The 19,655-nt window shown below is 72.1% G+C and carries 18 protein-coding genes, 1 pseudogene and 1 riboswitch; of the genes and pseudogenes, 10 read left to right on the forward strand and 9 right to left on the reverse strand.

The window, feature by feature from the left end; translation table 11 throughout:
* The first annotated feature begins 3 nt into the window (after nucleotides 1–3).
* On the forward strand, nucleotides 4–1,203 hold the full coding sequence (locus tag H8R17_RS07420; protein WP_187822446.1) for a Gfo/Idh/MocA family protein: 1,200 nt from the start codon (nucleotides 4–6) through the stop codon (nucleotides 1,201–1,203).
* 26 nt (nucleotides 1,204–1,229) lie between these two features.
* On the opposite strand, the gene H8R17_RS07425 is transcribed toward H8R17_RS07420, so the two are convergent.
* The 5 genes and pseudogenes from H8R17_RS07425 to H8R17_RS07445 form a co-directional block, all read right to left on the reverse strand.
* Nucleotides 1,230–1,925: a L,D-transpeptidase gene (locus H8R17_RS07425; protein ID WP_187822332.1), complete on the reverse strand. Its 696-nt coding sequence runs from the start codon at nucleotides 1,923–1,925 to the stop codon at nucleotides 1,230–1,232.
* Nucleotides 1,926–2,310: 385 nt separating this feature from the next.
* Nucleotides 2,311–2,584: pseudogene (locus tag H8R17_RS07430) on the reverse strand (SDR family NAD(P)-dependent oxidoreductase); the annotation flags it as partial.
* Nucleotides 2,585–2,640: 56 nt separating this feature from the next.
* Nucleotides 2,641–3,555: an SDR family oxidoreductase gene (locus H8R17_RS07435; protein ID WP_187822334.1), complete on the reverse strand. Its 915-nt coding sequence runs from the start codon at nucleotides 3,553–3,555 to the stop codon at nucleotides 2,641–2,643.
* A 106-nt stretch (nucleotides 3,556–3,661) separates the two neighbouring features.
* On the reverse strand, nucleotides 3,662–4,291 hold the full coding sequence (locus H8R17_RS07440) for an MBL fold metallo-hydrolase (protein WP_187822335.1): 630 nt from the start codon (nucleotides 4,289–4,291) through the stop codon (nucleotides 3,662–3,664).
* Nucleotides 4,291–5,379, reverse strand: a complete 1,089-nt coding sequence (locus tag H8R17_RS07445) for an S-(hydroxymethyl)mycothiol dehydrogenase (RefSeq protein WP_187822336.1) — start codon at nucleotides 5,377–5,379, stop codon at nucleotides 4,291–4,293. The genes H8R17_RS07440 and H8R17_RS07445 overlap by 1 nt, the downstream gene beginning before the upstream one ends.
* Before the next feature lie 136 nt (nucleotides 5,380–5,515).
* On the opposite strand from H8R17_RS07445, the gene H8R17_RS07450 reads away from it, so the two are divergent.
* The 4 genes from H8R17_RS07450 to H8R17_RS07465 all read left to right on the forward strand — a co-directional run bounded on the left by H8R17_RS07450 (nucleotide 5,516) and on the right by H8R17_RS07465 (nucleotide 9,142).
* Entirely contained in the window at nucleotides 5,516–5,662 is a 147-nt protein-coding gene (locus tag H8R17_RS07450; protein ID WP_262505086.1) for a hypothetical protein, read from the forward strand.
* Between the two features lie 83 nt (nucleotides 5,663–5,745).
* Nucleotides 5,746–7,500, forward strand: a complete 1,755-nt coding sequence (locus tag H8R17_RS07455; protein WP_187822337.1) for an ABC transporter ATP-binding protein — start codon at nucleotides 5,746–5,748, stop codon at nucleotides 7,498–7,500.
* A 262-nt stretch (nucleotides 7,501–7,762) separates the two neighbouring features.
* Nucleotides 7,763–8,128: a nuclear transport factor 2 family protein gene (locus tag H8R17_RS07460; RefSeq protein ID WP_187822338.1), complete on the forward strand. Its 366-nt coding sequence runs from the start codon at nucleotides 7,763–7,765 to the stop codon at nucleotides 8,126–8,128.
* Between the two features lie 42 nt (nucleotides 8,129–8,170).
* Nucleotides 8,171–8,254, forward strand: a riboswitch (ZMP/ZTP riboswitch).
* A 21-nt stretch (nucleotides 8,255–8,275) separates the two neighbouring features.
* On the forward strand, nucleotides 8,276–9,142 hold the full coding sequence (locus H8R17_RS07465) for a bifunctional 5,10-methylenetetrahydrofolate dehydrogenase/5,10-methenyltetrahydrofolate cyclohydrolase (RefSeq protein WP_187822339.1): 867 nt from the start codon (nucleotides 8,276–8,278) through the stop codon (nucleotides 9,140–9,142).
* A 7-nt stretch (nucleotides 9,143–9,149) separates the two neighbouring features.
* Here H8R17_RS07465 and H8R17_RS07470 read toward each other — a convergent pair whose 3' ends face one another.
* Nucleotides 9,150–10,541: a glycoside hydrolase family 43 protein gene (locus H8R17_RS07470; RefSeq protein WP_187822340.1), complete on the reverse strand. Its 1,392-nt coding sequence runs from the start codon at nucleotides 10,539–10,541 to the stop codon at nucleotides 9,150–9,152.
* Between the two features lie 209 nt (nucleotides 10,542–10,750).
* On the opposite strand from H8R17_RS07470, the gene H8R17_RS07475 reads away from it, so the two are divergent.
* Nucleotides 10,751–11,977: a glycosyltransferase gene (locus H8R17_RS07475; protein WP_187822341.1), complete on the forward strand. Its 1,227-nt coding sequence runs from the start codon at nucleotides 10,751–10,753 to the stop codon at nucleotides 11,975–11,977.
* Between the two features lie 269 nt (nucleotides 11,978–12,246).
* On the opposite strand, the gene H8R17_RS07480 is transcribed toward H8R17_RS07475, so the two are convergent.
* Entirely contained in the window at nucleotides 12,247–12,924 is a 678-nt protein-coding gene (locus H8R17_RS07480) for a TetR/AcrR family transcriptional regulator (RefSeq protein WP_187822342.1), read from the reverse strand.
* A 210-nt stretch (nucleotides 12,925–13,134) separates the two neighbouring features.
* Between H8R17_RS07480 and H8R17_RS07485 the strand changes: the two genes are divergently transcribed.
* Nucleotides 13,135–14,394 carry a YncE family protein gene (locus tag H8R17_RS07485; RefSeq protein WP_187822343.1) on the forward strand — a complete coding sequence of 420 codons (1,260 nt, stop codon included), beginning with the start codon at nucleotides 13,135–13,137 and terminating at the stop codon, nucleotides 14,392–14,394.
* 37 nt (nucleotides 14,395–14,431) lie between these two features.
* Here H8R17_RS07485 and H8R17_RS07490 read toward each other — a convergent pair whose 3' ends face one another.
* On the reverse strand, nucleotides 14,432–14,605 hold the full coding sequence (locus tag H8R17_RS07490) for a hypothetical protein (RefSeq protein ID WP_187822455.1): 174 nt from the start codon (nucleotides 14,603–14,605) through the stop codon (nucleotides 14,432–14,434).
* A 341-nt stretch (nucleotides 14,606–14,946) separates the two neighbouring features.
* On the opposite strand from H8R17_RS07490, the gene H8R17_RS07500 reads away from it, so the two are divergent.
* Nucleotides 14,947–16,053, forward strand: a complete 1,107-nt coding sequence (locus H8R17_RS07500; RefSeq protein WP_187822344.1) for an XdhC family protein — start codon at nucleotides 14,947–14,949, stop codon at nucleotides 16,051–16,053.
* Between the two features lie 235 nt (nucleotides 16,054–16,288).
* Here H8R17_RS07500 and H8R17_RS07505 read toward each other — a convergent pair whose 3' ends face one another.
* Nucleotides 16,289–16,789, reverse strand: coding sequence for a metallophosphoesterase (locus tag H8R17_RS07505; protein ID WP_187822345.1), 501 nt, complete (start codon nucleotides 16,787–16,789; stop codon nucleotides 16,289–16,291).
* Between the two features lie 232 nt (nucleotides 16,790–17,021).
* On the opposite strand from H8R17_RS07505, the gene H8R17_RS07510 reads away from it, so the two are divergent.
* A complete protein-coding gene (locus H8R17_RS07510) occupies nucleotides 17,022–18,968 on the forward strand; it encodes a glycosyltransferase family 2 protein (RefSeq protein WP_187822346.1) in 1,947 nt (648 codons plus the stop codon).
* 4 nt (nucleotides 18,969–18,972) lie between these two features.
* Entirely contained in the window at nucleotides 18,973–19,569 is a 597-nt protein-coding gene (gene rfbC / locus H8R17_RS07515) for a dTDP-4-dehydrorhamnose 3,5-epimerase (protein WP_187822347.1), read from the forward strand.
* The last annotated feature ends 86 nt before the right edge of the window (nucleotides 19,570–19,655 follow it).

The raw sequence follows: 19,655 nt of genomic DNA on the forward strand, positions 1-19,655 counted from the left end.
TACATGACGTTCTCGCTCGGCATCGTCGGCGCCGGCCAGTTCTCCGGCCAGTTCGCCACGCTGTTCCAGGCACACCCCGGCATCAGCGACGTCTACGTCACCGATCTGCTGCCCGAACGGGCCGAACAGCTCGCCGCCGCCCAGGGGCTGGCGGGCACCTTCCCCACGTACGAGGCCATGCTGGAGTCCCCGGCCGTCGACGCGGTCGCCATCTTCACCCAGCGCTGGACCCACGGGCCGCTGGTCGTGCAGGGCCTGAACGCGGGCAAGCACGTGTACTCCGCGGTTCCCATGGCGATCGCCACGGAGGAGATCGCGGCGATCATCGACGCGGTCAGGGCGACCGGGCTGACGTACATGATGGGCGAGACCAGCCAGTACAACCCGGCGACCGTGCACGCCCGCAACCAGATAGCCGAGGGCGCCTTCGGGCGGCTGTTCTACGCCGAGGGCGACTACGTCCACGACATGGACCTCGGGTTCTACGAGGCGTACCAGTACAGCGGCGGCGAGAACTGGAAGGCGACCGCCAGCTATCCCCCGCTGCTGTACCCGACGCACTCGGTGGGCGGTGTGCTGGGTGCCTGGCAGACGCACGCGGTGAGCGTCTCCGCGATCGGGGTGAGCGACGACCGCGCGGACGGCGTCTTCGACACGTCGGTCAGCCAGTTCGGCAACGACGTCTCCAACGCGACCGCGCTGTTCGAGGTGGCGGGCGGCGGTTCGTTCCGTACGAACGAGTTCCGGCGGGTGGGCTATCCGTCCCACATCCGGGAGTCGCGGTTCCGGTTCTTCGGGACGGAGGCGAGCATGGAGCAGGTCGCCACGGTCGCGCTGTGGCAGGACAAGAAGGGCGTGAAGGACATCAGCGAACTGCTGGAGCCCAAGCCCACCCTGTCCCCGGACGACCCCTCGCTCCAGCACATCGCGCCGGACCTGCGGGCCGCGTTCACCTCCGGGTCGGCGCCCGTGCACGACCGTGCGCGGCTGCCGCGGGAGTTCGACAACCTGCACAACGGCCACGAGGGCAGCCACCACTTCCTGGTGGACGACTTCGTGACCGCGGTGAACACCCGCACCCTGCCGTCGGTGAACGCGTGGGTGGCGGCCCGCTACACCCTGCCGGGCATCATCGCGCACGAGTCCGCGCGGCAGGGCGGGGCCCGGCTGGAGATCCCGGACTTCGGGGACGCTCCCCAGTAGCGGCTGTGCGGGCCGGGTGCCTGGGATCAGGTGCCCGGCTTGCGGCCGTACACGAAGACGTCGTCGCCCTTCTTCAGCAGCGACCAGTACCTCTTGGCGTCGGTCTTCGTCATGTTGACGCAGCCGTGCGAGCCCGGCGGGTTCCACATGCTGACGCCGACGGAGTGGAAGGCCTGCCCGCCGTCGAAGAACTGGCTGTAGGGCATCGGCACGTGGTAGATCGACGAGACGTGGTCGATGTTCCGCCAGTAGATCTTCTTCATGCCGGTGCGGGTCTCGTACCCGTTGCGCCCGGTGCGGACCGGCACCGGGCCGTAGACCAGCTTCTTGCCGTCCTGGATCCAGCTCAGCTGGAGCGTGAGGTTCACGCAGGCGATCCGGCCCTTGTTGACCGGGCACTTGCCGGCCTTGTTGGGGTGCTTCCCGACAGCCTTCTGCTTGTTCATGAGGTTCATCACGCCCCAGGTGACGGACCCGGCGTAGCCGATGTTCGGCGTGATGCCGTGTTTGGTCTGGAATGACCGGATCGCCGTGCAGTCGGCGGCGGACTGCTTGCCGTCGGCCGGGCGGCCGAGGAACTTCTCCACCTGCTTCTGGTACGGCCCGGTCTGCGTGGTGCAGCTCGCGGCCTGCGCCGGTGTCGCGCCGAGCGCGAGCGAGAGCGGCGCCACCAGTGCGGTGATCCCGGCGGCGACGGCGGTCCGTCTGCGTATGTCCCCCATGGCTGGTCAGCCCTTTCGCACAGTGTTCGACGGGACCGCGCGGGCCGCGGTCCCTGCCATCTAGACCGGCGCCGGGCGGCAGCGGTTGCCGGGGGCGCTCACGCTGCGACGAAACGGTGACAATCCGCGCCGCGCAGCCGCCCGGGCGGGAGCCGCCGGTGCGTACGCGCGTGCCGCGCTCGCGAAGGACACCTCCGACCGGATGCTCGCGGCGCTGCGCAGCGGTGAGCTCGACATCGCCGTGGCCGGGCTCACGGACGCCGGGCTGCCGCCCGGTGTGGCGGTGCGGGTGCTTGTCGACGTGCCGCTGGTGGCGCCGCGGCCTCGGACCATCCGCTGCTACGGGCGTGCGCCGGCCGTACGGCCGTGCCGCCGACCGCGCTGCGTGAGCACACGTCGAGCGAGCCGAAGGCGGCCGCGGCGTACGCCACGGCCGCCTCGCCCGCCGCCCGGTCCGCCACGTCGCACGCGAACCCTTCGGCGGCCACCCCCTCGTCCCGCAGTAGCGCCGCCGTCTTCTCGGCCTCGGCCAGGTCCGCGTCGGCCACGAGGACCCGCGCCCCCTCCGCGGCGAACCGGCGCGCCGTGGCCGCACCGATGCCGCGCGCCGCGCCGGTGATGAGAACTCCGTATCCCTCGAAGCGCCTTGTGTCCGTCATGGCGCCGACGGTACGTGCGGGACGAGCGGCCGGACAGGTGCTGTGCCGGTGCGGTCTCAGCGGTACCCGGTCGTGTCGGCCGGCTTGTCCGCGTCCTGGACCTCGAGGAGGTAGCGCCAGGCGTCGGGGCGGCTGCCGTCGAGGTCGGTGAAGCCGTAGACCTGGGCGAGGCCGCCGCTGGAGAGGGAGGCGCCGTTGAAGCGGGACACCTCGGGGTCGGCGGCGAGTGCGGCGACGGCACGGCCGACGTAGCGGGGTGTCTCCGAGATGGCGAAGTGCGGCGTGCGGGCGAGGGCGTCGCGCCAGTTGTCCTCCCTTACGCCGAAGTTGTCGAGCATCATCTCCGAGCGCAGCCAGCCGGGGGTCAGCGCGACGGCCGTGGCACCGCGCGGGCCCAGTTCGTGGCCGAGGGCGAAGGCCATGCGCAGGACGGATGCCTTGGCGAGGTCGTAGAAGAAGTTGACCCGGTAGTTGTCCCGGTTGTACTCCGACGTGCCGTCGGTCATCTCGACCACCAGGCCACCGGGCCGGCGCAGCAGCAGGGGCAGGGCGTGGTGGCTGGTGATCGCGTGGGTGTCGACCGCGAGCCTGAGCAGCCTCAGCCCGTTGTCGAGGTCGTGCTCCCACACCGGACTCTCCCATTCGAAGAGCGTCTCGCCGCCCCAGATGTCGTTGACGAGGATGTCGAGGCGGCTCTGCTCGTCCGCGATGCGGTCCACGAGGGTGCGGACCTGTGCCGGGTCGAGGTGGTCGGTGGGTACGGCGATGCCGTGGCCGCCGGCCTCCGTGACCAGGTCGGCGGTGTCCTCGATGGTCTCGGGGCGGTCGTACTCCGAGCGGCGCTCGCGGGTGCTGCGCCCGGTGACGTAGACGGTGGCCCCGGCGGCCCCCAGCTCCACGGCGGTTCCCCGTCCCGCTCCCCTGGTCGCCCCGGCGACCAGTGCGACCTTTCCGTGCAGCGGCTGTGACATGTCCGGCCTCCCGAATCCTCTGCGGTGCTCGTCGCTTAGAGGGTGACGGGTAAGCCGGACATCTTCTGTCGCCTATTGCGGGCGTCGTCCGTCAGTGTCGTCGCCGTCAGTGTCCGCGCGCGATCCACTCCTCCAGGTGCGGGGCCTCGGCACCGATGCTGGTCCCGTCGCCGTGGCCGGTCAGGACCTTGGTCTCGGGCGGGAGGGTGAGCAGCCGGTCCCGGATCGAGTCGATGATCGTCGGGAAGTGTGAGTAGGAGCGGCCGGTGGCGCCGGGGCCGCCCTGGAAGAGGGTGTCGCCGGTGAAGACGGTGCCCAGGCCGGGGTCGTACAGGCATACGGCGCCGGGCGCGTGCCCGGGCGTGTGCATTACCCGCAGATCGGCACCCGCCGCCTCGATCAACTGGCCGTCGGTCAGCCAGGCGTCGGGGTCGCGGTCCGGATGGGCCTGCTTCCACAGGGGCAGGTCGTCCTGGTGCAGCCAGATGGTGGCGCCGGTGCGGTCGGCGAGGGCGGGGGCGGCGTTGACGTGGTCGTTGTGGGCGTGGGTGCACACGATCGCGGTCAGCCGGCGGTCGCCGACGGCCCGGGCGATGGCGTCGGCGTCGTGCGCGGCGTCGATGACGATCACTTCGTGGTCGTCGCCGACGAGCCACACGTTGTTGTCGACGTCCCAGCTGCCGCCGTCGAGGGTGAACTGACCGGAGGTGACGAGGTGTTCGACGCGGGCGGCCATCAGAGCATCACCACCGAGCGCAGGACGTCACCGTGGTGCATCCGCTCGAAGGCCTTCTCCACCTCGTCCAGGGCGATCGTCTCGGTGACGAACGCGCCCAGGTCCAGGCGGCCTTGCAGGTGCAGATCGACGAGCATGGGGAAGTCGCGTGAGGGCAGGCAGTCGCCGTACCAGGACGACTTCAGCGCCCCGCCCCGGCCGAAGACGTCCAGCAGCGGGAGTTCGAGTTTCATCTCCGGGGTCGGTACGCCGACGAGGACGACCGTGCCGGCCAGGTCGCGGGCGTAGAAGGCCTGCTTGTACGTCTCCGGGCGGCCCACGGCCTCGATGACGACGTCGGCGCCGAAGCCGCCGGTCAGCTCCCGGATCGCCTCGACGGGATCGGTCTGGCGGGAGTTGACGCTGTGCGTGGCCCCCATCGACCGGGCCGTCTCGAGCTTACGGTCGTCGATGTCCACGGCGATGATCGTCCCGGCGCCGGCCAGGTGCGCCCCGGCGATCGCCGCGTCCCCGACGCCGCCGCAGCCGATCACGGCCACACTGTCGCCGCGCCCGACGTTCCCGGTGTTGATCGCGGCGCCGATCCCGGCCATCACCCCGCACCCGAGCAGCCCCGCCACCTGCGGCGCGACGCCCGGGGCCACCTTCGTGCACTGCCCGGCCGCGACCAGCGTCTTCTCGGCGAACGCCCCGATCCCCAGCGCCGGGGAGAGTTCCTGGCCGGTGGCGGCGAGGGTCATCTTCTGCTCGGCGTTGTGGGTGTCGAAGCAGTACCAGGGCCGTCCGCGCAGACACGCCCGGCAACGACCGCACACCGCCCGCCAGTTCAGGATCACGAAGTCCCCGGGCGCGACCTCCTCGACCCCGTCGCCGACCGCCTCCACCACGCCGGCGGCCTCGTGCCCGAGCAGGAAGGGGAAGTCGTCGTTGATGCCGCCCTGCTTGTAGTGCAGGTCGGTGTGGCACACCCCGCACGCCTGCACCTGTACGACGGCCTCGCCGGGGCCGGGGTCGGGCACGACGATCGTCTCGACCCGTACCGGCTCGTCCTTGCCCGGTGCGATCACACCCCGTACTTCCTGCGCCATGGTGCTGACTCCTTCGTCGGCCGCGTGTCGGTTCGTCTCGACCCTACGCGCGACTGATCAGTAACAGCGGAAATGAGCGATGCATCCGCCCGATGATTCAAGCCACATCCCAAAACAAATACCCCAGGGGGGTACCATGCGCTTCTCCAGCCGGGCCTTCGTCTGCTCCGTCGTCTCGCCGTTCGCGGCCGCACTGCTGGGCAGTCTCCCCCACAACCGTCCGCCCCCGGCCGATCTCGACGCCACACTGGCCGAGTTGGTCCGGCGGACGGCGACCCCGTAGCCGGCCGCGCCAAGCGGAATTCGCAGGCCGTGCGGGCGGGTGCGACGTAGCCTGAACGTTCCGCCGACTCCCCGAGGAGCCCCGTGAGCATCGCCGACATACGCACAGGTCCGCCCGCCTGGCGGCAGCTGCTCGGTTACGTACGACCGTACCGGTGGAGCCTGTTGGCGGGCGCGCTGCTCTCGCTGGTCACCGGGGCGACCGGGCTGCTGCTGCCGCTGGTGGCGCGCGGGCTGATCGACGACCTGGGGCGCGACCGGGCCATCACCGGCGCACTGCTGCTGATGTCGGTGCTTGTGGTCGCCAACGCGGCGGTGGGCGCGCTGGGTTCGTACGTCCTGCGGCGCACCGCCGAGTCGGTGGTGCTCGGCGCGCGCCGCACCCTGTCGTCGTATCTCCTGCGGCTGCGGATCGCGGCCGTGGACCGCACGGAACCCGGCGACCTGATGGCCCGCATCACCTCCGACACCACCCTGCTGCGCGCGGTCACCACCGACTCCCTCGTGGGCTTCGGCACGGGCGGGCTCACGCTGCTCGCGACCGTGGTGCTGATGGGCCTGGTGGAACCGGTCCTGCTGGGCGTCACGCTGGCCGTGATCGTGGGCGCGGGTGTGGTCCTCGGCGTGATCGTGCCACGTATCAACAAGGCGAGCCGGCAGGCGCAGGACGCGGTCGGGGTGATGGGCGCCTCGCTGGAGCGGGTGCTCGGCGCGCTGCGGACGGTGAAGGCGTCCAGCGCCGAGCACCGGGAGGAGCGCGCGCTGCACGAGGCGGCCGAGGAGTCGTGGCGGCAGAGCGTGCGGGCCGCCAAGTGGTCGGCGGCGGCCGGGAACACGTCCGGGCTGGCGATGCAGATCGCGTTCATCACGGTGCTCGCGGTGGGCGGTGCGCGGGTCGCGACCGGCGCCATCGACGTGGCCACGCTGGTGGCGTTCCTGCTGTACGTCTTCTACCTGATGTCGCCGATCGCGCAGGTCGTCGGCGCCGTCACCGAGTACCAGACCGGTGCTGCCGCGCTCGCCCGCATCCAGGAGGCGCTGCGGCTGCCCGCCGAACCGGCCGCGCAGCCCGCGCCGCTGCCCCCGGCGGGCGCCGAACCGGCCGCGCTCGCCTTCGAGGACGTGCGCTTCCGCTACGCCGACGACCTGCCGTACGTCCATCACGGGGTGACGTTCGCGGTGCCCGCCCGGGGCATGACGGCGTTCGTGGGCCCGTCCGGCGCGGGCAAGACCACGGTGTTCTCCCTCATCGAGCGGTTCTACGACCCCGACTCCGGCCGGATCGCCCTCGACGGCCGGGACCTCGCCGACTGGGAGCTGCCCCGGCTGCGGTCCGCGATCGGGTACGTCGAGCAGGACGCGCCGGTGCTGTCCGGCTCGCTGCGCGACAACCTGCTGCTGGGCAACCCGGAGGCGGACGAGGACACGCTCACCCGGGTGCTGAAGACGACCCGCCTGGACGGCCTGGTCGCCGGGCTGCCGCAGGGGCTCGACACGCTCGTCGGGCACCGCGGCACCAAGCTGTCGGGCGGCGAGCGGCAGCGCGTCGCCATCGCCCGTGCCCTGCTGCGCCGGCCCCGGCTGCTGCTGCTCGACGAGGCCACCTCGCAGCTGGACGCGGTGAACGAGGCGGCGCTGCGGGACACGGTCGCCGACGTGGCCCGGACGACCACGGTGCTGGTCGTCGCGCACCGGCTGTCGACGGTGACGATGGCCGACCGGATCGTCGTGATGGACATGGGCCGGGTCCGCGCCGTCGGCACCCACCGTGAGCTCGTGACCGCTGATCCGCTCTACGCGGAGCTGGCGGCGACCCAGTTCCTGGCCACGGCGGACTGAGCACGGCGGGAGGGGGCCGCCCGGCGTCGGGCGGCCCCCTCGGGGCGGGGCTCAGCGGCCACTTTCAGTGGACGGCGGGGACCAGGTTCATGAGGTCCTGGGCGCCTGCCCCGGCCGCGTTCGCCATGGGTGCGGCGAGGCCGGCGACACCGGCGGCGAGGCAGACGGCTGCGCTTGCCGACCCCGCCGGAGCGGAGGACGCTCGAAGGTGAGGCCTCGCGGCCCGTGCCCCTCGGGCCGAAGGCCTGCGAAGGAGGTCACCATGGGAACCGCGGCAGAACCCGCGTTCGACAGAGAGACACTGCGCCGGGCCTTGGAAGGCCAGGCCCCGGACATCCTGCTCTCCCTCTACGCCGACGACGCGGAGTTCCGCATCGTCGACCGCACGACCCAGCCCAGTCACCCCAAGGTCCTGCACGGCCGGAACGAGATCGGCCGGATGCTGGAGGACGTCTACAGCCGCGACATGACGCACAAACTGGAACGCTGCGTCATCCAGGGCGACCAGGCCGCCTACAGCGAGAGCTGCGAGTACGCGGACGGCGTCCGTGTGCTCTCCGAGTCGATGCTCTCGCTGCGGGGCGGCAAGATCGCCGAGCAGACGCTGGTGCAGGCCTGGGACGAGTAGGAGGAGCCTCGCCGACGGCCCGTGCGCCCCTCGGTTAGGGTGGGCCCGGGCCGTGACTGGCGCTGAGGTGGAGCACCACCGGGGAGCGGCCCCGCGGAGCAGATGCCGTGCGCCTGGGCGAACCGAGCACCAGCCCAGGAGTGGATCATGTCCCAGGCCCGATTCATGGACGGCACCGCGCTCGCCCGCCGCATCGTCGAGAACACCGCCGAGCGCGCCGTCGCCCTCACCGACCGCACCGGCACCGCGCCCTGTCTGGCCACGGTCCTGGTCGGCGAGGACCCCGCGTCCGCCACGTACGTCCGGATGAAGCAGAAACGCTGCCGCAAGGCCGGCATCACCTCACGGCACGTGGCACTGCCCGCCGCCATGACCACCGCGGAACTCGTCGGCGCGCTCCGGGAGTTGTCGGCCGAACCCGCCGTGCACGGCATCCTGCTCCAGCACCCGGTGGGCGACCACATCGACGAGCGGGCCGCGTTCGAGGCGATCGCGCCCGAGAAGGACGTCGACGGCGTCACTTTCGCGTCGTTCGCGGCGATGAGCTTCGCCCGGCCCGGCTTCGTCTCCTGCACACCGGGCGGGATCATGCGGCTGCTCGACGAGTACGACGTCGACCCGGCCGGGAAGCGGGCCGTGGTCGTGGGCCGCAGCGCCATCCTCGGCAAGCCCGTCGGCATGCTGCTCCTGGCCCGCGACGCGACGGTGACGTACTGCCACTCCCGCACCCGGGACCTGCCGTCGGTGGTGCGGGAGGCGGACATCGTCGTGGCCGCGGTCGGGCGGCCCCGGCTGATCGGCGGCGCGGACATCAAGCCCGGCGCCGTCGTGATCGACGCGGGATACAACGCGGGCACCGCGACCGGGGGCGCCGACGTCGACTTCGACTCGGCCGTGACGCGGGCCGGGCTCATCACGCCGGTGCCGGGCGGGGTCGGTCCGATGACGATCGCCACGCTGCTGGAGCAGACCGTGGACGCCGCCACGCGGCAACTCGGCGTCCACGGAGCGTGATCCGGGCTCAGTGGCCGACGTAGAAGGTCGCGTCGGCCCGCTCGGTCGCCGTCGACACGGGGTCGATGCGCAGGGCGTAGTCGGCGTGCCGGATGTACCGCGTCGGGAGGTTGTGCGAACGGAACGACGCCCAGGAGGAGTCGGCCAGGCCCGCCGTGCGGTGGAATGTGGCGTCGGCGGCGAACGTCGGCGTCGCGTCGTTCTCGTCCAGGCGCAGCGCGTAGCTGTAGTGGCGCAGGTAGCGCTTCGGGTAGTTGACCGACTGGAAGGACACACCGGAGGAGTCGGCGAGGCCCGGCACCAGCTTCCACTGGGAGTCGGCGTACGGGTCGATGGGGTAGGTGTCGATCCGCGCGGCGAACCCGGCGTGCCGTACGTAACGGGCCGGGTAGTTGTACGACTTCAGCCGGTTCCAGGCCGGGGCGCCCCACTTGGCGAGCAGGTTGCTGTACTCGCTGCCGGTGATCGGGTGGATGGCGCAGTGCTTGGAGTTGACCGGCTGGGTGTACCGGCGCTGGTCGAGTGCCGTCCAGGTGCCGCTGGCGAGGTCGTTGGTCTGCCAGGCGTAGAAGACGCCGTTGGGGGTGTAGGTGTCGCCCCACAGGTACCAGGTGTTGGACGTCAGGGACTTCACCAGCGTCGGGGCCTCGGTGCCGCCGTGCGCGACCGGGGTGCTGAAGGGGGTGAAGCTGCCGGGGTTGAGGGAGGTGGAGCGGGCACCGACGAGGGCCTGGTTCCGCTTGTAGTAGAGGTAGTTGACGCCGTTCACGCCGACGGCCATGTTGCCGTCGATCACGTCGTAGCCGGGGTCGAAGAACACCTGCGGGTTCTGGGTCGTGCGGAAGTCGGTGGTGTAGCTCACCATGATCACGTTATGGCCGCTGGCGTTGACCGACGAGTACAGGATTCCGTATCTGCCGCGTCCGGCGTCCCAGAAGGCCTCCGGCGCCCAGCTGTGGGTGTCGGTCATGTCGTGCAGCTTCAGCAGCCGGTAGCCCGTGAAGGAGCGCAGATCGGCCGAGTCCCAGACGTGGATGTTGACGCTGTCCCGGTTCCAGTCGGTCCCCTTCAGGTCGGTGGCCAGCACGACGAACGAGCCGTCCTGCTTGCGCATCACGAACGGGTCGCGCAGGCCTCCGGCGCCTCCGGTGGGGGTGACCAAGGGGTTGTTCTGGTTCAGCGGCGTCCACTGCAGGCCGTCGGTGCTGACGGCGAGGTGCAGGCCGTAGTCGGTGCCGGCGCCCAGGTTGGTCGACTCGGTGAAGTAGCACATCACGTACGCCGAGTCGGCCGCGTGGGCGGAGCCGGCGCCGAGGGCCAGCGCGCCGGTCGCGGCCAGCGGGCCGGCCGTCGCCATGCGCAGGAACCGCCGACGCGAGGGGGGTTGGGGTCCGTTCATGCCGGGCTCCACTTCTGGTTTGTGGCCGCTGATACAGACAGGGATTCTTCGATATATCGAACACAAGTCGGGAAACCGAACGCGACCGTAGAGCTGGTGGGAGGGCGAAGTCAACGGGTGCGTCAGGCGCGAAATCGCCGCTGCCGACGGGTCGTTCACCCGGGAAGACCGGCCGCGTCCGGCATACTGCCGTCGTGCGCTTAGCCATCATGACGGCAGGATCCCGGGGCGACGTGGCCCCGTTCACCGGACTCGGACACGGTCTCGTGCGGGCCGGGCACCGGGTCACCCTGGTCACACACGGCCGCTTCGAGCCGCTGGTGGCCGGCTCGGGGGTCGCGTTCCATCCGCTGCCGGTGGATCCGCGGGCCGAGTTGGAGTCCTCGCGCGGGCGGGGCCTGCATCGCAGCGCGACCGGCGTGGGGAAGATGGTGCGGTTCGTCGCGCTGGCGCGGGCGGTCGTCGGGCAGATGACGGACGACCTCCTGGCCGCGGCCCGGGAGAGCGACGTGGTGCTGCTGGCCGGGGCGACCGGACCGCTGGGGCACGCCATCGCCGAGGGGCTGTCACTGCCGAGCCTGGGTGTGCATCTCCAACCGTTGCATCCCACACAGGAGTTCGCGCCGCCGATGCTCACCGCCGGCTCCTGGGGGGCCGCCGGCAACCGGCTCGCCGGGCACGGTGTGAACCTCGCCGTGGAGCGGGTCTTCGCCCGGGCCGTGCCGGAGGTGCGGGCCCGGCTGGGACTGCCCCGCGCGGGGACCGCGACGGCGTGGCGGGAGCGGGAGCGCCGGGGCTGGCCGGTGCTGCACGGCTTCAGCCCGCTGGTGCTGCCCCGGCCGCGCGACTGGCGAGCGGGCCTGGACGTCACCGGCTACTGGTGGCCGTACAATCGCGAGAGCGAACTTCCGCCATCCGTACGGGACTTCCTCGACGCGGGCCCGCCGCCGGTGTTCGTGGGCCTGGGCAGCGCGACCGTGCCCGACCCCGAGCGACTCAGCGCCGAGATCGTGCGCGCGCTGCGCCGGGCGGGGCTGCGCGGGGTGATCCAGCGCGGCTGGGGCGGGCTGGAGGCGTCCGGCGACGACGTGCTGACCATCGACGAGGTCCCGCATTCCGTGCTGTTCCCCAGGATGGCCGCCGTCGTCCACCACGCGGGCGCGGGCACGACGGCGGCCGGCGTCCGGGCCGGGGTCCCGGCCGTGCCGGTGCCGGTCCAGTTCGACGAGGGCTTCTGGGCCGCACGCCTGGTCGCCCTGGGCGTGGCCCCGCGCGCGATCCCCCTGCGCCGCCTCACCGCCGACATGCTGGCCGCTGCCCTCACGCGGGCCGCGCGCGACGAGGGTTACCGGGAACGGGCACGGGCCCTGGGAGCCCGGGTGCGCGCGGAGGACGGAATCGCACCGGTGGTCGACGCGGTGAACCGGCTCGCCTAGGTCCTGCCCCGGGGTTCCTCATCCCCGCCGGGGACGGGGACGGCCGAGCCGTATCGTCCGGATCACCCGCGGACTACGATCCGTGGTGCGGGGGCAAGGTCGTACGGCAGGCTCACAGCGGGTGGCTCGCGGGCATTCCGACAACACCGGAGGAACGGCGGGGAGTTCGCATGGCCCAGCAGCTCCGCCTGGTCGGCGGTTTCCTCCGCGGTGGGGGCTCCGGTATCGCCAGGTAGCTGGCCCTCACCTCCGCAGCTCGCGCGCCCCCCTCACCCCGGCGGATCCCCCTCCTCCGACGGGCTCCATCCCACCGGCCGCAGGATGCCCAGCAGTTGCCGGACGAGTTCGTCGACGACGTCGTCCAGCGTCGCGTCCACCCAGCCGGCACTCCAGTCGTGGAGCAGGCCGTTGACGCTGCCGATGAACGCCGTCGCGGCGAGCCGGTAGTCGCGCGGCGCGGCCTCCCCGCGCTCGGCAGCCCGCTGCGCCTCCGCGCAGATGAGGTCGATCCAGCGGGCGCGGCGGGCGAGCCGCTGCTCCTCCAGGCGCGGACTGACTCCGATGATCTCGACGAAGGTGATGCGGATGCGGCGCGGGTCGGAGGTGACGTTCGCGGCGTACGCGCGGAAGATCACGGCGGCGCGCTCCGCGAGCGGCAGCCGCTCGGCACCCGCCACCGCGGTCACCACGGCCGCCTCGGCCCAGTCGTTGACCTCCAGGTGCAGGGCAGTCAGCACGTCCTCCAACGTGCTGAACCCCTCGTAGAACTGACGCGTCGACAACCCGGCGGCCTCGCTGAGCGCCGCGACGGTCGTCGACCGGTACCCCGGAGTGTCCCCGAACAACTGGAGCGCGGCGTCCAGGAAACGCCGGCGCCGCTCGGCCTGCCGTTCCGCGGCGGACTTGCCGCCGTAGCGACCGGTCGGCGCCTTCAGCCTGCCCGCCACCCGCCCCTCCTCTTCCTCGTCCGGAGCGATGCCCGGCGATCTCGACTCGAACCCCGATTTTGTCGTGCACGCGGTCTTGTGGAGAAGGCCACCCCTTCCTTACTTTGCAGTAAGTTGACTCTGAAAGCGTCTGTGTTCAGATTCCCGCTTCTGCGCCGACCCCTGCCCGGCCTGCCAGCTCACCGCGCCCACACAGAGGAGAGAGCAGTCATGCCTGCCAGCAAAACCAGGCACCTTTGCTCCGTAGCCGCCGCCCTCACGCTCACCGTCGCCGCTCCCGCGACCGTCGCCTCCGCCGCCCCGGCAGCCGGCTCCTCCGCCGCGCTGCGCGAGGTGCTGTTCGTGGGCAACAACTGGGACGGCACCGCCGATGTCATCAGGTCCGGTGGCGACCTGGCGAGAATCGGCCGGATCAACGTCATCCCGGACAAGGACGAGCGGATGGCGGAGATCAACGCCGATCCGATCCGCTGGGTCGCCTTCATGACGATCCGCAACACCGTCGGCGAGGGCCACGACCAGTTCGTCGACGACATGTACTCCACGCCGGACGGCAAGTCGGTGGTCGTCTCCCGGCCGAGCTTCGCCGACGTGGTCTCCCTCGACCTCGCCACCGGGCGCATCAACTGGCGCTTCCCGGTGTCCGGTTTCCGCGCCGACCACATGGCGATCTCCCCCGACGGCAAGCGCGTCGCCGTCTCCGCCTCGACCGGGAACACCGTGCACGTGCTGGACATCGAGACCGGCAAGCAGCTCGGCTCGTTCCCCACCGGGGACAAGCCGCACGAGAACATCTTCACCAAGGACGGCAAGTACATCTGGAACATGTCCATCGGGGACGTCAACACCGCCCTGGACGCCCCGTGGCTGGACTGGACGAAGGGCAACCGCCGGATCACGGTCGTCGACGCAACGACGTACAAACAGGTCAAGGTCATCGACATGCGCGAGCGCCTGAACGCGATCGGGCTCGACGACCACTCGGACGCCGTGCGGCCCGCGGTCTTCTCGCCCGACGAGTCCAAGCTGTACTTCCAGGTCTCGTTCTTCAACGGCTTCTTCGAGTACGACGTCGCCACGGACAAGATCACCCGTACGAAGACACTGCCGAAGAACCCGGCGACCAGCGAGGGTCGCACGACCTGGGTCAACGACTCGCGTCACCACGGCATTTCGATGAGCCCGGACGGCAGCAAGCTGTGCGTCGCGGGCACGATGGACGACTACGCGACCGTCGTCGACCGGTCGACCCTGAAGGAGGGCCCGCTCGTCGCCGCCGCCAAGCCCTACTGGGCGACCGTCAGCGGCGACGGCAAGTCCTGCGTCGTCTCCGAGAGCGGGTCCGACCAGGTCACCGCCATCGACTTCGCCACCGGCAAGAAGTCGGCGTCCGTACCGGTCGGCGACCACCCGCAGCGGGTGCGCCTCGGCCACGTACGGGCGGACTGGACGGGGCCGTCGGCCGGCTGATCGGCGGTATTCGGCGGACAGTTGATCTGCGGCACCGTCAGCCGGTTGGCCTACGGCCCGTCAGTGACCTGCCTGGTCGGCGCGTCGAGGCCCATCCCTCCAGGGCCCCGACAGCCTCGCCCGTGCCGTCCTCGGCCGCCGTGCGCTGCGCGGCGACCGAGGCGGCACGGGCGTACGTCTGTTGCCGTACGACCCGGCCGAGGGCCGGCATGCGCCGGCTGCACCGGCTGGCCACCGGGTCATCTGGGCCAATCCGCGCAAGGCCCGGCCCGGCTACGCGCCCCTGGCGGCCGGGATGGCGGCGGCGCTGCCGAGCGTGGACGCGTTCATCGAGGGGCACAGCCTGGCCGCGCTGGAGCGGCGGGCGGCGGCGGTGCAGGGGACCCTTGGAGTACGGGGGGCAGCCTTCAGCGGGCCCCGGCGCCCCTGTCGGCTCTGGCGCCCCCGACGGCTCTGGCGCCCCCGACGGCTCTGGCGCCCTCGGTGGCTCCGGCGCCCCCGTCGGCCCCGATGCGTTCGGCGCCCCAGTGGCCTCGGTGGAAGGAGCGAATAGTGCGTGACATTATCCCGGTGCTGAAGGACTGGTACGCCGCCCGGGCACCGTTCGGCCTCGCCACGGTCGTCGGGGTGCGCCGCAGCGCGCCGCGCGGGCCGGGCGCGGCCATGGCCGTGGGTCCGGACGACCAGGTCGTGGGCAGTGTGTCCGGGGGCTGTGTCGAGGGCGCCGTGTTCGAGCTGGCGCAGGAGGTCGTGGCCGACGGCGAGGCCCGCCTGGAGACCTTCGGCTACAGCGACGAGGACGCGTTCGCGGTCGGCCTCACCTGCGGCGGCGAGATCACCCTGCTGGTGCGTTCCGTCACCCCCGAGCGGGACCCCTCCTTCGGCCCGTTCGCGGACTCCGTCGGCGCGGGCGAGCCGGTGACCGCGGCCACGGTCACCGACGGCCCGGCACCACGCGGAGCGACCCTCGCGGTCTGGCCGGACCGGGCCTCCGGCACCCTGGGCACGCCCGGCCTGGACGCGGCGGTGACCGCCGACGCACGCGGCGAACTCGACCTCGGCGCCACCGGCCTGCGACACTACGGGCCGCACGGCGAGCGCCGCGAGGACGCCGTCACCGTCTTCCTGCACTCCTTCGCGCCCCCGCCCCGCATGCTGGTCTTCGGCGCCATCGACTACGCGGCGGCCGTGGCACGCATCGGCGCCTTCCTCGGCTACCGCGTCACCGTCTGCGACGCCCGCCCCGTCTTCGCCACCCCCAAGCGTTTCCCCCAAGGCGTCGAGGTGGTCGTGGACTGGCCGCACCGCTATCTGCACGGCACCGCCACCGACGAGCGCACGGTCATCTGCGTGCTGACCCACGACCCGAAGTTCGACGTGCCGCTGCTTGAGGAGGCGCTGCGCCGCCCGGCCGCCTACATCGGCGCGATGGGCAGCCGCCGCACCCACCGGGACCGGACGAAACGGCTGGTCGAGGCCGGGCTCACGGAGCGCGAGCTGTCCCGGCTGCGCTCGCCGGTCGGGCTCGACCTCGGCGCCCGTACGCCCGAGGAGGTGGCCGTGTCCGTCGCCGCCGAGATCGTCGCACTGCGCTGGGGCGGCACCGGTGCCCCGCTGACCGCGACCGCCGGAGCCATCCATCCGGCCGACGCCCCCTGAGGCGCGAGGAGGAAGCCATGGCTGCACCACGATTACCGGGTGTCGGTGCGCACCGATCTTTCGGAGCGGGGGGGGACCCATGGCGGCGCCGCGGCTGCCCCTGGCCCTGGCCTGCACCTGGCCGATGAACGCGTCGTGCTGCATGACTCACACCCACCTCGTGGTCGTGTCGGCGGCGGCTGGGGCGCCGCGGCTCCCGCACCCGGCCCGCCGAAACAGGCCACCGGTGCCGCGGTCAGCGGAGCGGCAGGCGGTGCAGCTCCACGTCCGTGAGGCAGCCGCCGGCGACCGTGGCGGTCATGTACGTGCAGTGCGGCTGACGACGGCGGTCGGTCGGCGAACCGGGATTGAGCAGGCGCAGCCCGGTCGCGGCGGTGGTGTCCCAGGGGATGTGGCTGTGGCCGAAGACCAGCACGTCAAGGTCGGGGAAGCGGGCGGCACACCGTGCCTCCCGCCCCTGCGCGGGACCGGTCTCGTGGACGACGCCGAAGCGCAGGCCGCCCAGGTCGGCGTACGCCACCTCGGGCAGCCGGGCCCGCAGCGCCGGTCCGTCGTTGTTGCCGTACACACCGACGAGCCGGCGGCAGCGGCTCTCCAGCAGGTCGAGGGTGGCCGTGTCGACCCAGTCCCCGGCGTGGAACACGACGTCGGCGCGCGGGAGTTCGGCCAGCAGCGGCGCAGGCAGCTCCCTGGCGCGCTTGGGGAGATGGGTGTCGGACATCAGCAGCAGGCGCACGGTGTCAGGCTACGGCGCGCCGGCCGCCGCCACCTCCGGCCGCTGCCGCCGCGCCGGGACACGCCGAAGGCCTCGAACGGCCGCCCGGAGCGCACGGCCAGCGTGATCGAACGATACCGTTCCGGCAGATTGTTGGGACGTGGGCCCCACAGGTGCCCGCGTTAGCATCGGCACACACGCTCCACACCCGTACGTGAACGGCGAGAGAACCCAAAGGGGGCCCCGGAGCCTGATGCCGGTCAAGGTCAGCGTCATCGTCCCTGTGTACAACCCGGGGACCTACATCGAGGACTGCATCGCCTCGCTGAAGAGGCAGTCCCTGCCCCCCGACGAATACGAGGCGATCTTCGTCGACGACGGCTCCACGGACGACACGCCGGCCCGGCTCGACGCGCTCGCCGCCGAGGACCCCCGGATGCGGGTGATCCACCAGGAGAACTCCGGCTGGTCGGGCAAGCCCCGCAACGTCGGCATCGAGGCCTCCCGGGGCGAGTTCGTCATGTTCGTCGACAACGACGACTACCTCGGCGACGAGGCCCTGGAGCGGATGTACGACTACGCCGTGGCCAACGGCGCCGACGTCGTGGTCGGCAAGATGGCCGGGCAGGGCCGCGGGGTGCCGGTGGAGTTGTTCCGCCGCAACCATCCGCGGGCCAGTGTCGAGAACGCACCGCTGCTCGACAGCCTGACCCCGCACAAGATGGTCCGCCGGGCGTTCCTCGACCGCACCGGCCTGCGCTTCCCCGAAGGGCGGCGGCGCCTGGAGGACCACGTCTTCGTCACCGAGGCGTATCTGCGCGCGGACAACGTCTCGGTGCTCAGCGACTACGTCTGCTACTACCACGTCAGACGGGACGACTCCTCCAACGCGGGCTTCCAGCGCTTCGACCCGGTCGGCTACTTCAGGAACCTGCGCGAGGCCCTCGACGTCGTCGAGAAGTACACCGAGCCGGGACCGGTGCGCGACCGGCTCTACCGGCGCTGGCTGCGCGTGGAGATGGTCGAGCGGCTGCGCGGCCGTCGCTTCCTCGGCCTGCCCGACGACTACCGCCGGGAGCTGTTCAAGGAGATCCACGAGGTCGTCGTGGAGCGCTTCGGGCCCGGCGTCGCGGCTCCGCTGCAGCCCACGCAGCAGGTCGTCGCCGCGCTGACCGCGGCCGACCGGTACGACGACGTCGTGGAGTTCGCCCAGTGGGAGGCGTCCGTCGCGCCCAAGGCGAGCCCCGTCGGCGTGGAGTGGCAGGACGGTGCGCTGCGGATCTCCTTCACCGCCGAGTACGCCTGCGCGCGCGAGCCGATGACGTTCCCGGCCCAGGCCGGCCCCGCCCCGCTGACCGACGCGCCGAAGGACGTGGCCGAGGCCATCGCCTGGGTGGGCGCGCAGAACGCCGCCCGTTTCGGCAGCGCCACCGCGGATCTGCTGCTGCGCGCGCGCTCCAGCGCCGCCCAGTACTTCCAGCCCGTGAAGTTCACCCGCGAATCCGTGCCCGCCGGGGAGGACGGTCAGGTCCGGCTGGTGCTGCGGGCGACGGCGACCGTCGACCCGGCCGCGCTGCCGGAGGACGGTTTCTGGGACGCCGTCGTACGGGTGAAGCTGGCCGGTTGGACCAAGGAGTGCCGGCTGGGACCCGCCTCCCGCTCCGGCCGCCCCGAACCGCACCCCGGAGTGATCGCAGGGCGCGTGGTCCGGCCGTACTGGACGGACCCGCACGGCAACCTCTCTCTGGAGGTCGGCGACGGGGGCAAGCACCTCGCCCTCGGCCGGGCGAACATCGGTGTCTCCGGCGGCCGCTTCCGCGCCACGGTGCCGGTGTACGTGCCCAGCGACACCGAGGTGCGGCTGCGGCTCACCCGGCTCACCGCGGCCGGCGGGTCGGTCGACACGCCCGCCACCCTGTCCCCCGCCGCGGACCGGCCCGGGGCCGTGGTGTCGGCCCCGCTGCCCGCCGGCGGACTCGCGCGGGCGTCGTGGCGCCCCGCGCTCTGCCTGACCCCGGACCGCGCCACGCCGCGCTTCCACCGGCTGTCCCTCGCGCTGCGCGCCACCCGCGACGGAGTGCAGGTGGTGCCCGTTCCCCAGCAGCCCGGTCTGGGACAGCGGCTGGTCCGCAAGGCGCGGCGGACGGCCGGAGCCGCCCTGCGCAGGGCGGAATCGAAGATCAAGTCACGGAGGACGTGAGAGCGTGCGTGCACTGGGGATCGAGGGAGCCTGGGTTCTGGAGCCCAAGGTGTTCACCGACGGGCGGGGGAGCTTCCACGAGTGGTTCCGCGGGGCGGAGTTCCGCGAGGCCACCGGCTTCGACCTGTCCCTCGCGCAGGCCAACTGCTCGGTGTCCCGCCGGGGCGTGGTGCGCGGGGTGCACTTCTCGGACGTGCCGCCGGGGCAGGCCAAGTACGTCACGTGTGTGCGCGGCGCCGTCCTCGACGTGGTGATCGACCTGCGTGTCGGTTCGCCCGCCTTCGGGCAGTGGGAGGCGGTACGGCTGGACGACGACACCCGGCACGCGGTGTTCCTCGCGGAGGGGCTCGGGCACGCCTTCATGGCGCTCACCGACGACGCGACGGTGGTGTACCTGTGCTCGACCGGGTACGCGCCGGAGCGGGAGCACGGGGTGGACCCGCTGGATCCGGACCTGGGCATCGCCTGGCCCGAGGGCATCCCGCCCGTCCTGTCACCGAAGGACGCCGAGGCACCGTCCCTGGCCGAGGCCCGCCGCACCGGCCTGCTGCCGTCGTACGAGGCCTGCCGCGCGTATGACGAGGAGCAGCGCGGCAGATAGGCACGCATCTGACTCGCCGGCCCACTCACACGACAAGACCGGACGACGGATCCGACCACCCCCGGGCGGTGGCCGGCCCCGTCGTC

The sequence above is a fragment of the Streptomyces sp. TRM68367 genome, from assembly GCF_014495685.1.
Taxonomy (GTDB): domain Bacteria; phylum Actinomycetota; class Actinomycetes; order Streptomycetales; family Streptomycetaceae; genus Streptomyces.

Excerpts from the sequence above, each read along its gene's own strand:
- H8R17_RS07420 (WP_187822446.1), top strand. The coding sequence starts at position 4 with ATGACGTTCTCGCTCGGCATCGTCGGCGCCGGCCAGTTCTCCGGCCAG.
- H8R17_RS07425 (WP_187822332.1), bottom strand. The coding sequence starts at position 1,925 with ATGGGGGACATACGCAGACGGACCGCCGTCGCCGCCGGGATCACCGCA.
- H8R17_RS07435 (WP_187822334.1), bottom strand. The coding sequence starts at position 3,555 with ATGTCACAGCCGCTGCACGGAAAGGTCGCACTGGTCGCCGGGGCGACC.
- H8R17_RS07440 (WP_187822335.1), bottom strand. The coding sequence starts at position 4,291 with ATGGCCGCCCGCGTCGAACACCTCGTCACCTCCGGTCAGTTCACCCTC.
- H8R17_RS07445 (WP_187822336.1), bottom strand. The coding sequence starts at position 5,379 with ATGGCGCAGGAAGTACGGGGTGTGATCGCACCGGGCAAGGACGAGCCG.
- H8R17_RS07450 (WP_262505086.1), top strand. The coding sequence starts at position 5,516 with ATGCGCTTCTCCAGCCGGGCCTTCGTCTGCTCCGTCGTCTCGCCGTTC.
- H8R17_RS07460 (WP_187822338.1), top strand. The coding sequence starts at position 7,763 with ATGGGAACCGCGGCAGAACCCGCGTTCGACAGAGAGACACTGCGCCGG.
- H8R17_RS07465 (WP_187822339.1), top strand. The coding sequence starts at position 8,276 with ATGTCCCAGGCCCGATTCATGGACGGCACCGCGCTCGCCCGCCGCATC.
- H8R17_RS07470 (WP_187822340.1), bottom strand. The coding sequence starts at position 10,541 with ATGAACGGACCCCAACCCCCCTCGCGTCGGCGGTTCCTGCGCATGGCG.
- H8R17_RS07475 (WP_187822341.1), top strand. The coding sequence starts at position 10,751 with ATGACGGCAGGATCCCGGGGCGACGTGGCCCCGTTCACCGGACTCGGA.
- H8R17_RS07485 (WP_187822343.1), top strand. The coding sequence starts at position 13,135 with ATGCCTGCCAGCAAAACCAGGCACCTTTGCTCCGTAGCCGCCGCCCTC.
- H8R17_RS07490 (WP_187822455.1), bottom strand. The coding sequence starts at position 14,605 with ATGCCGGCCCTCGGCCGGGTCGTACGGCAACAGACGTACGCCCGTGCC.
- H8R17_RS07510 (WP_187822346.1), top strand. The coding sequence starts at position 17,022 with ATGCCGGTCAAGGTCAGCGTCATCGTCCCTGTGTACAACCCGGGGACC.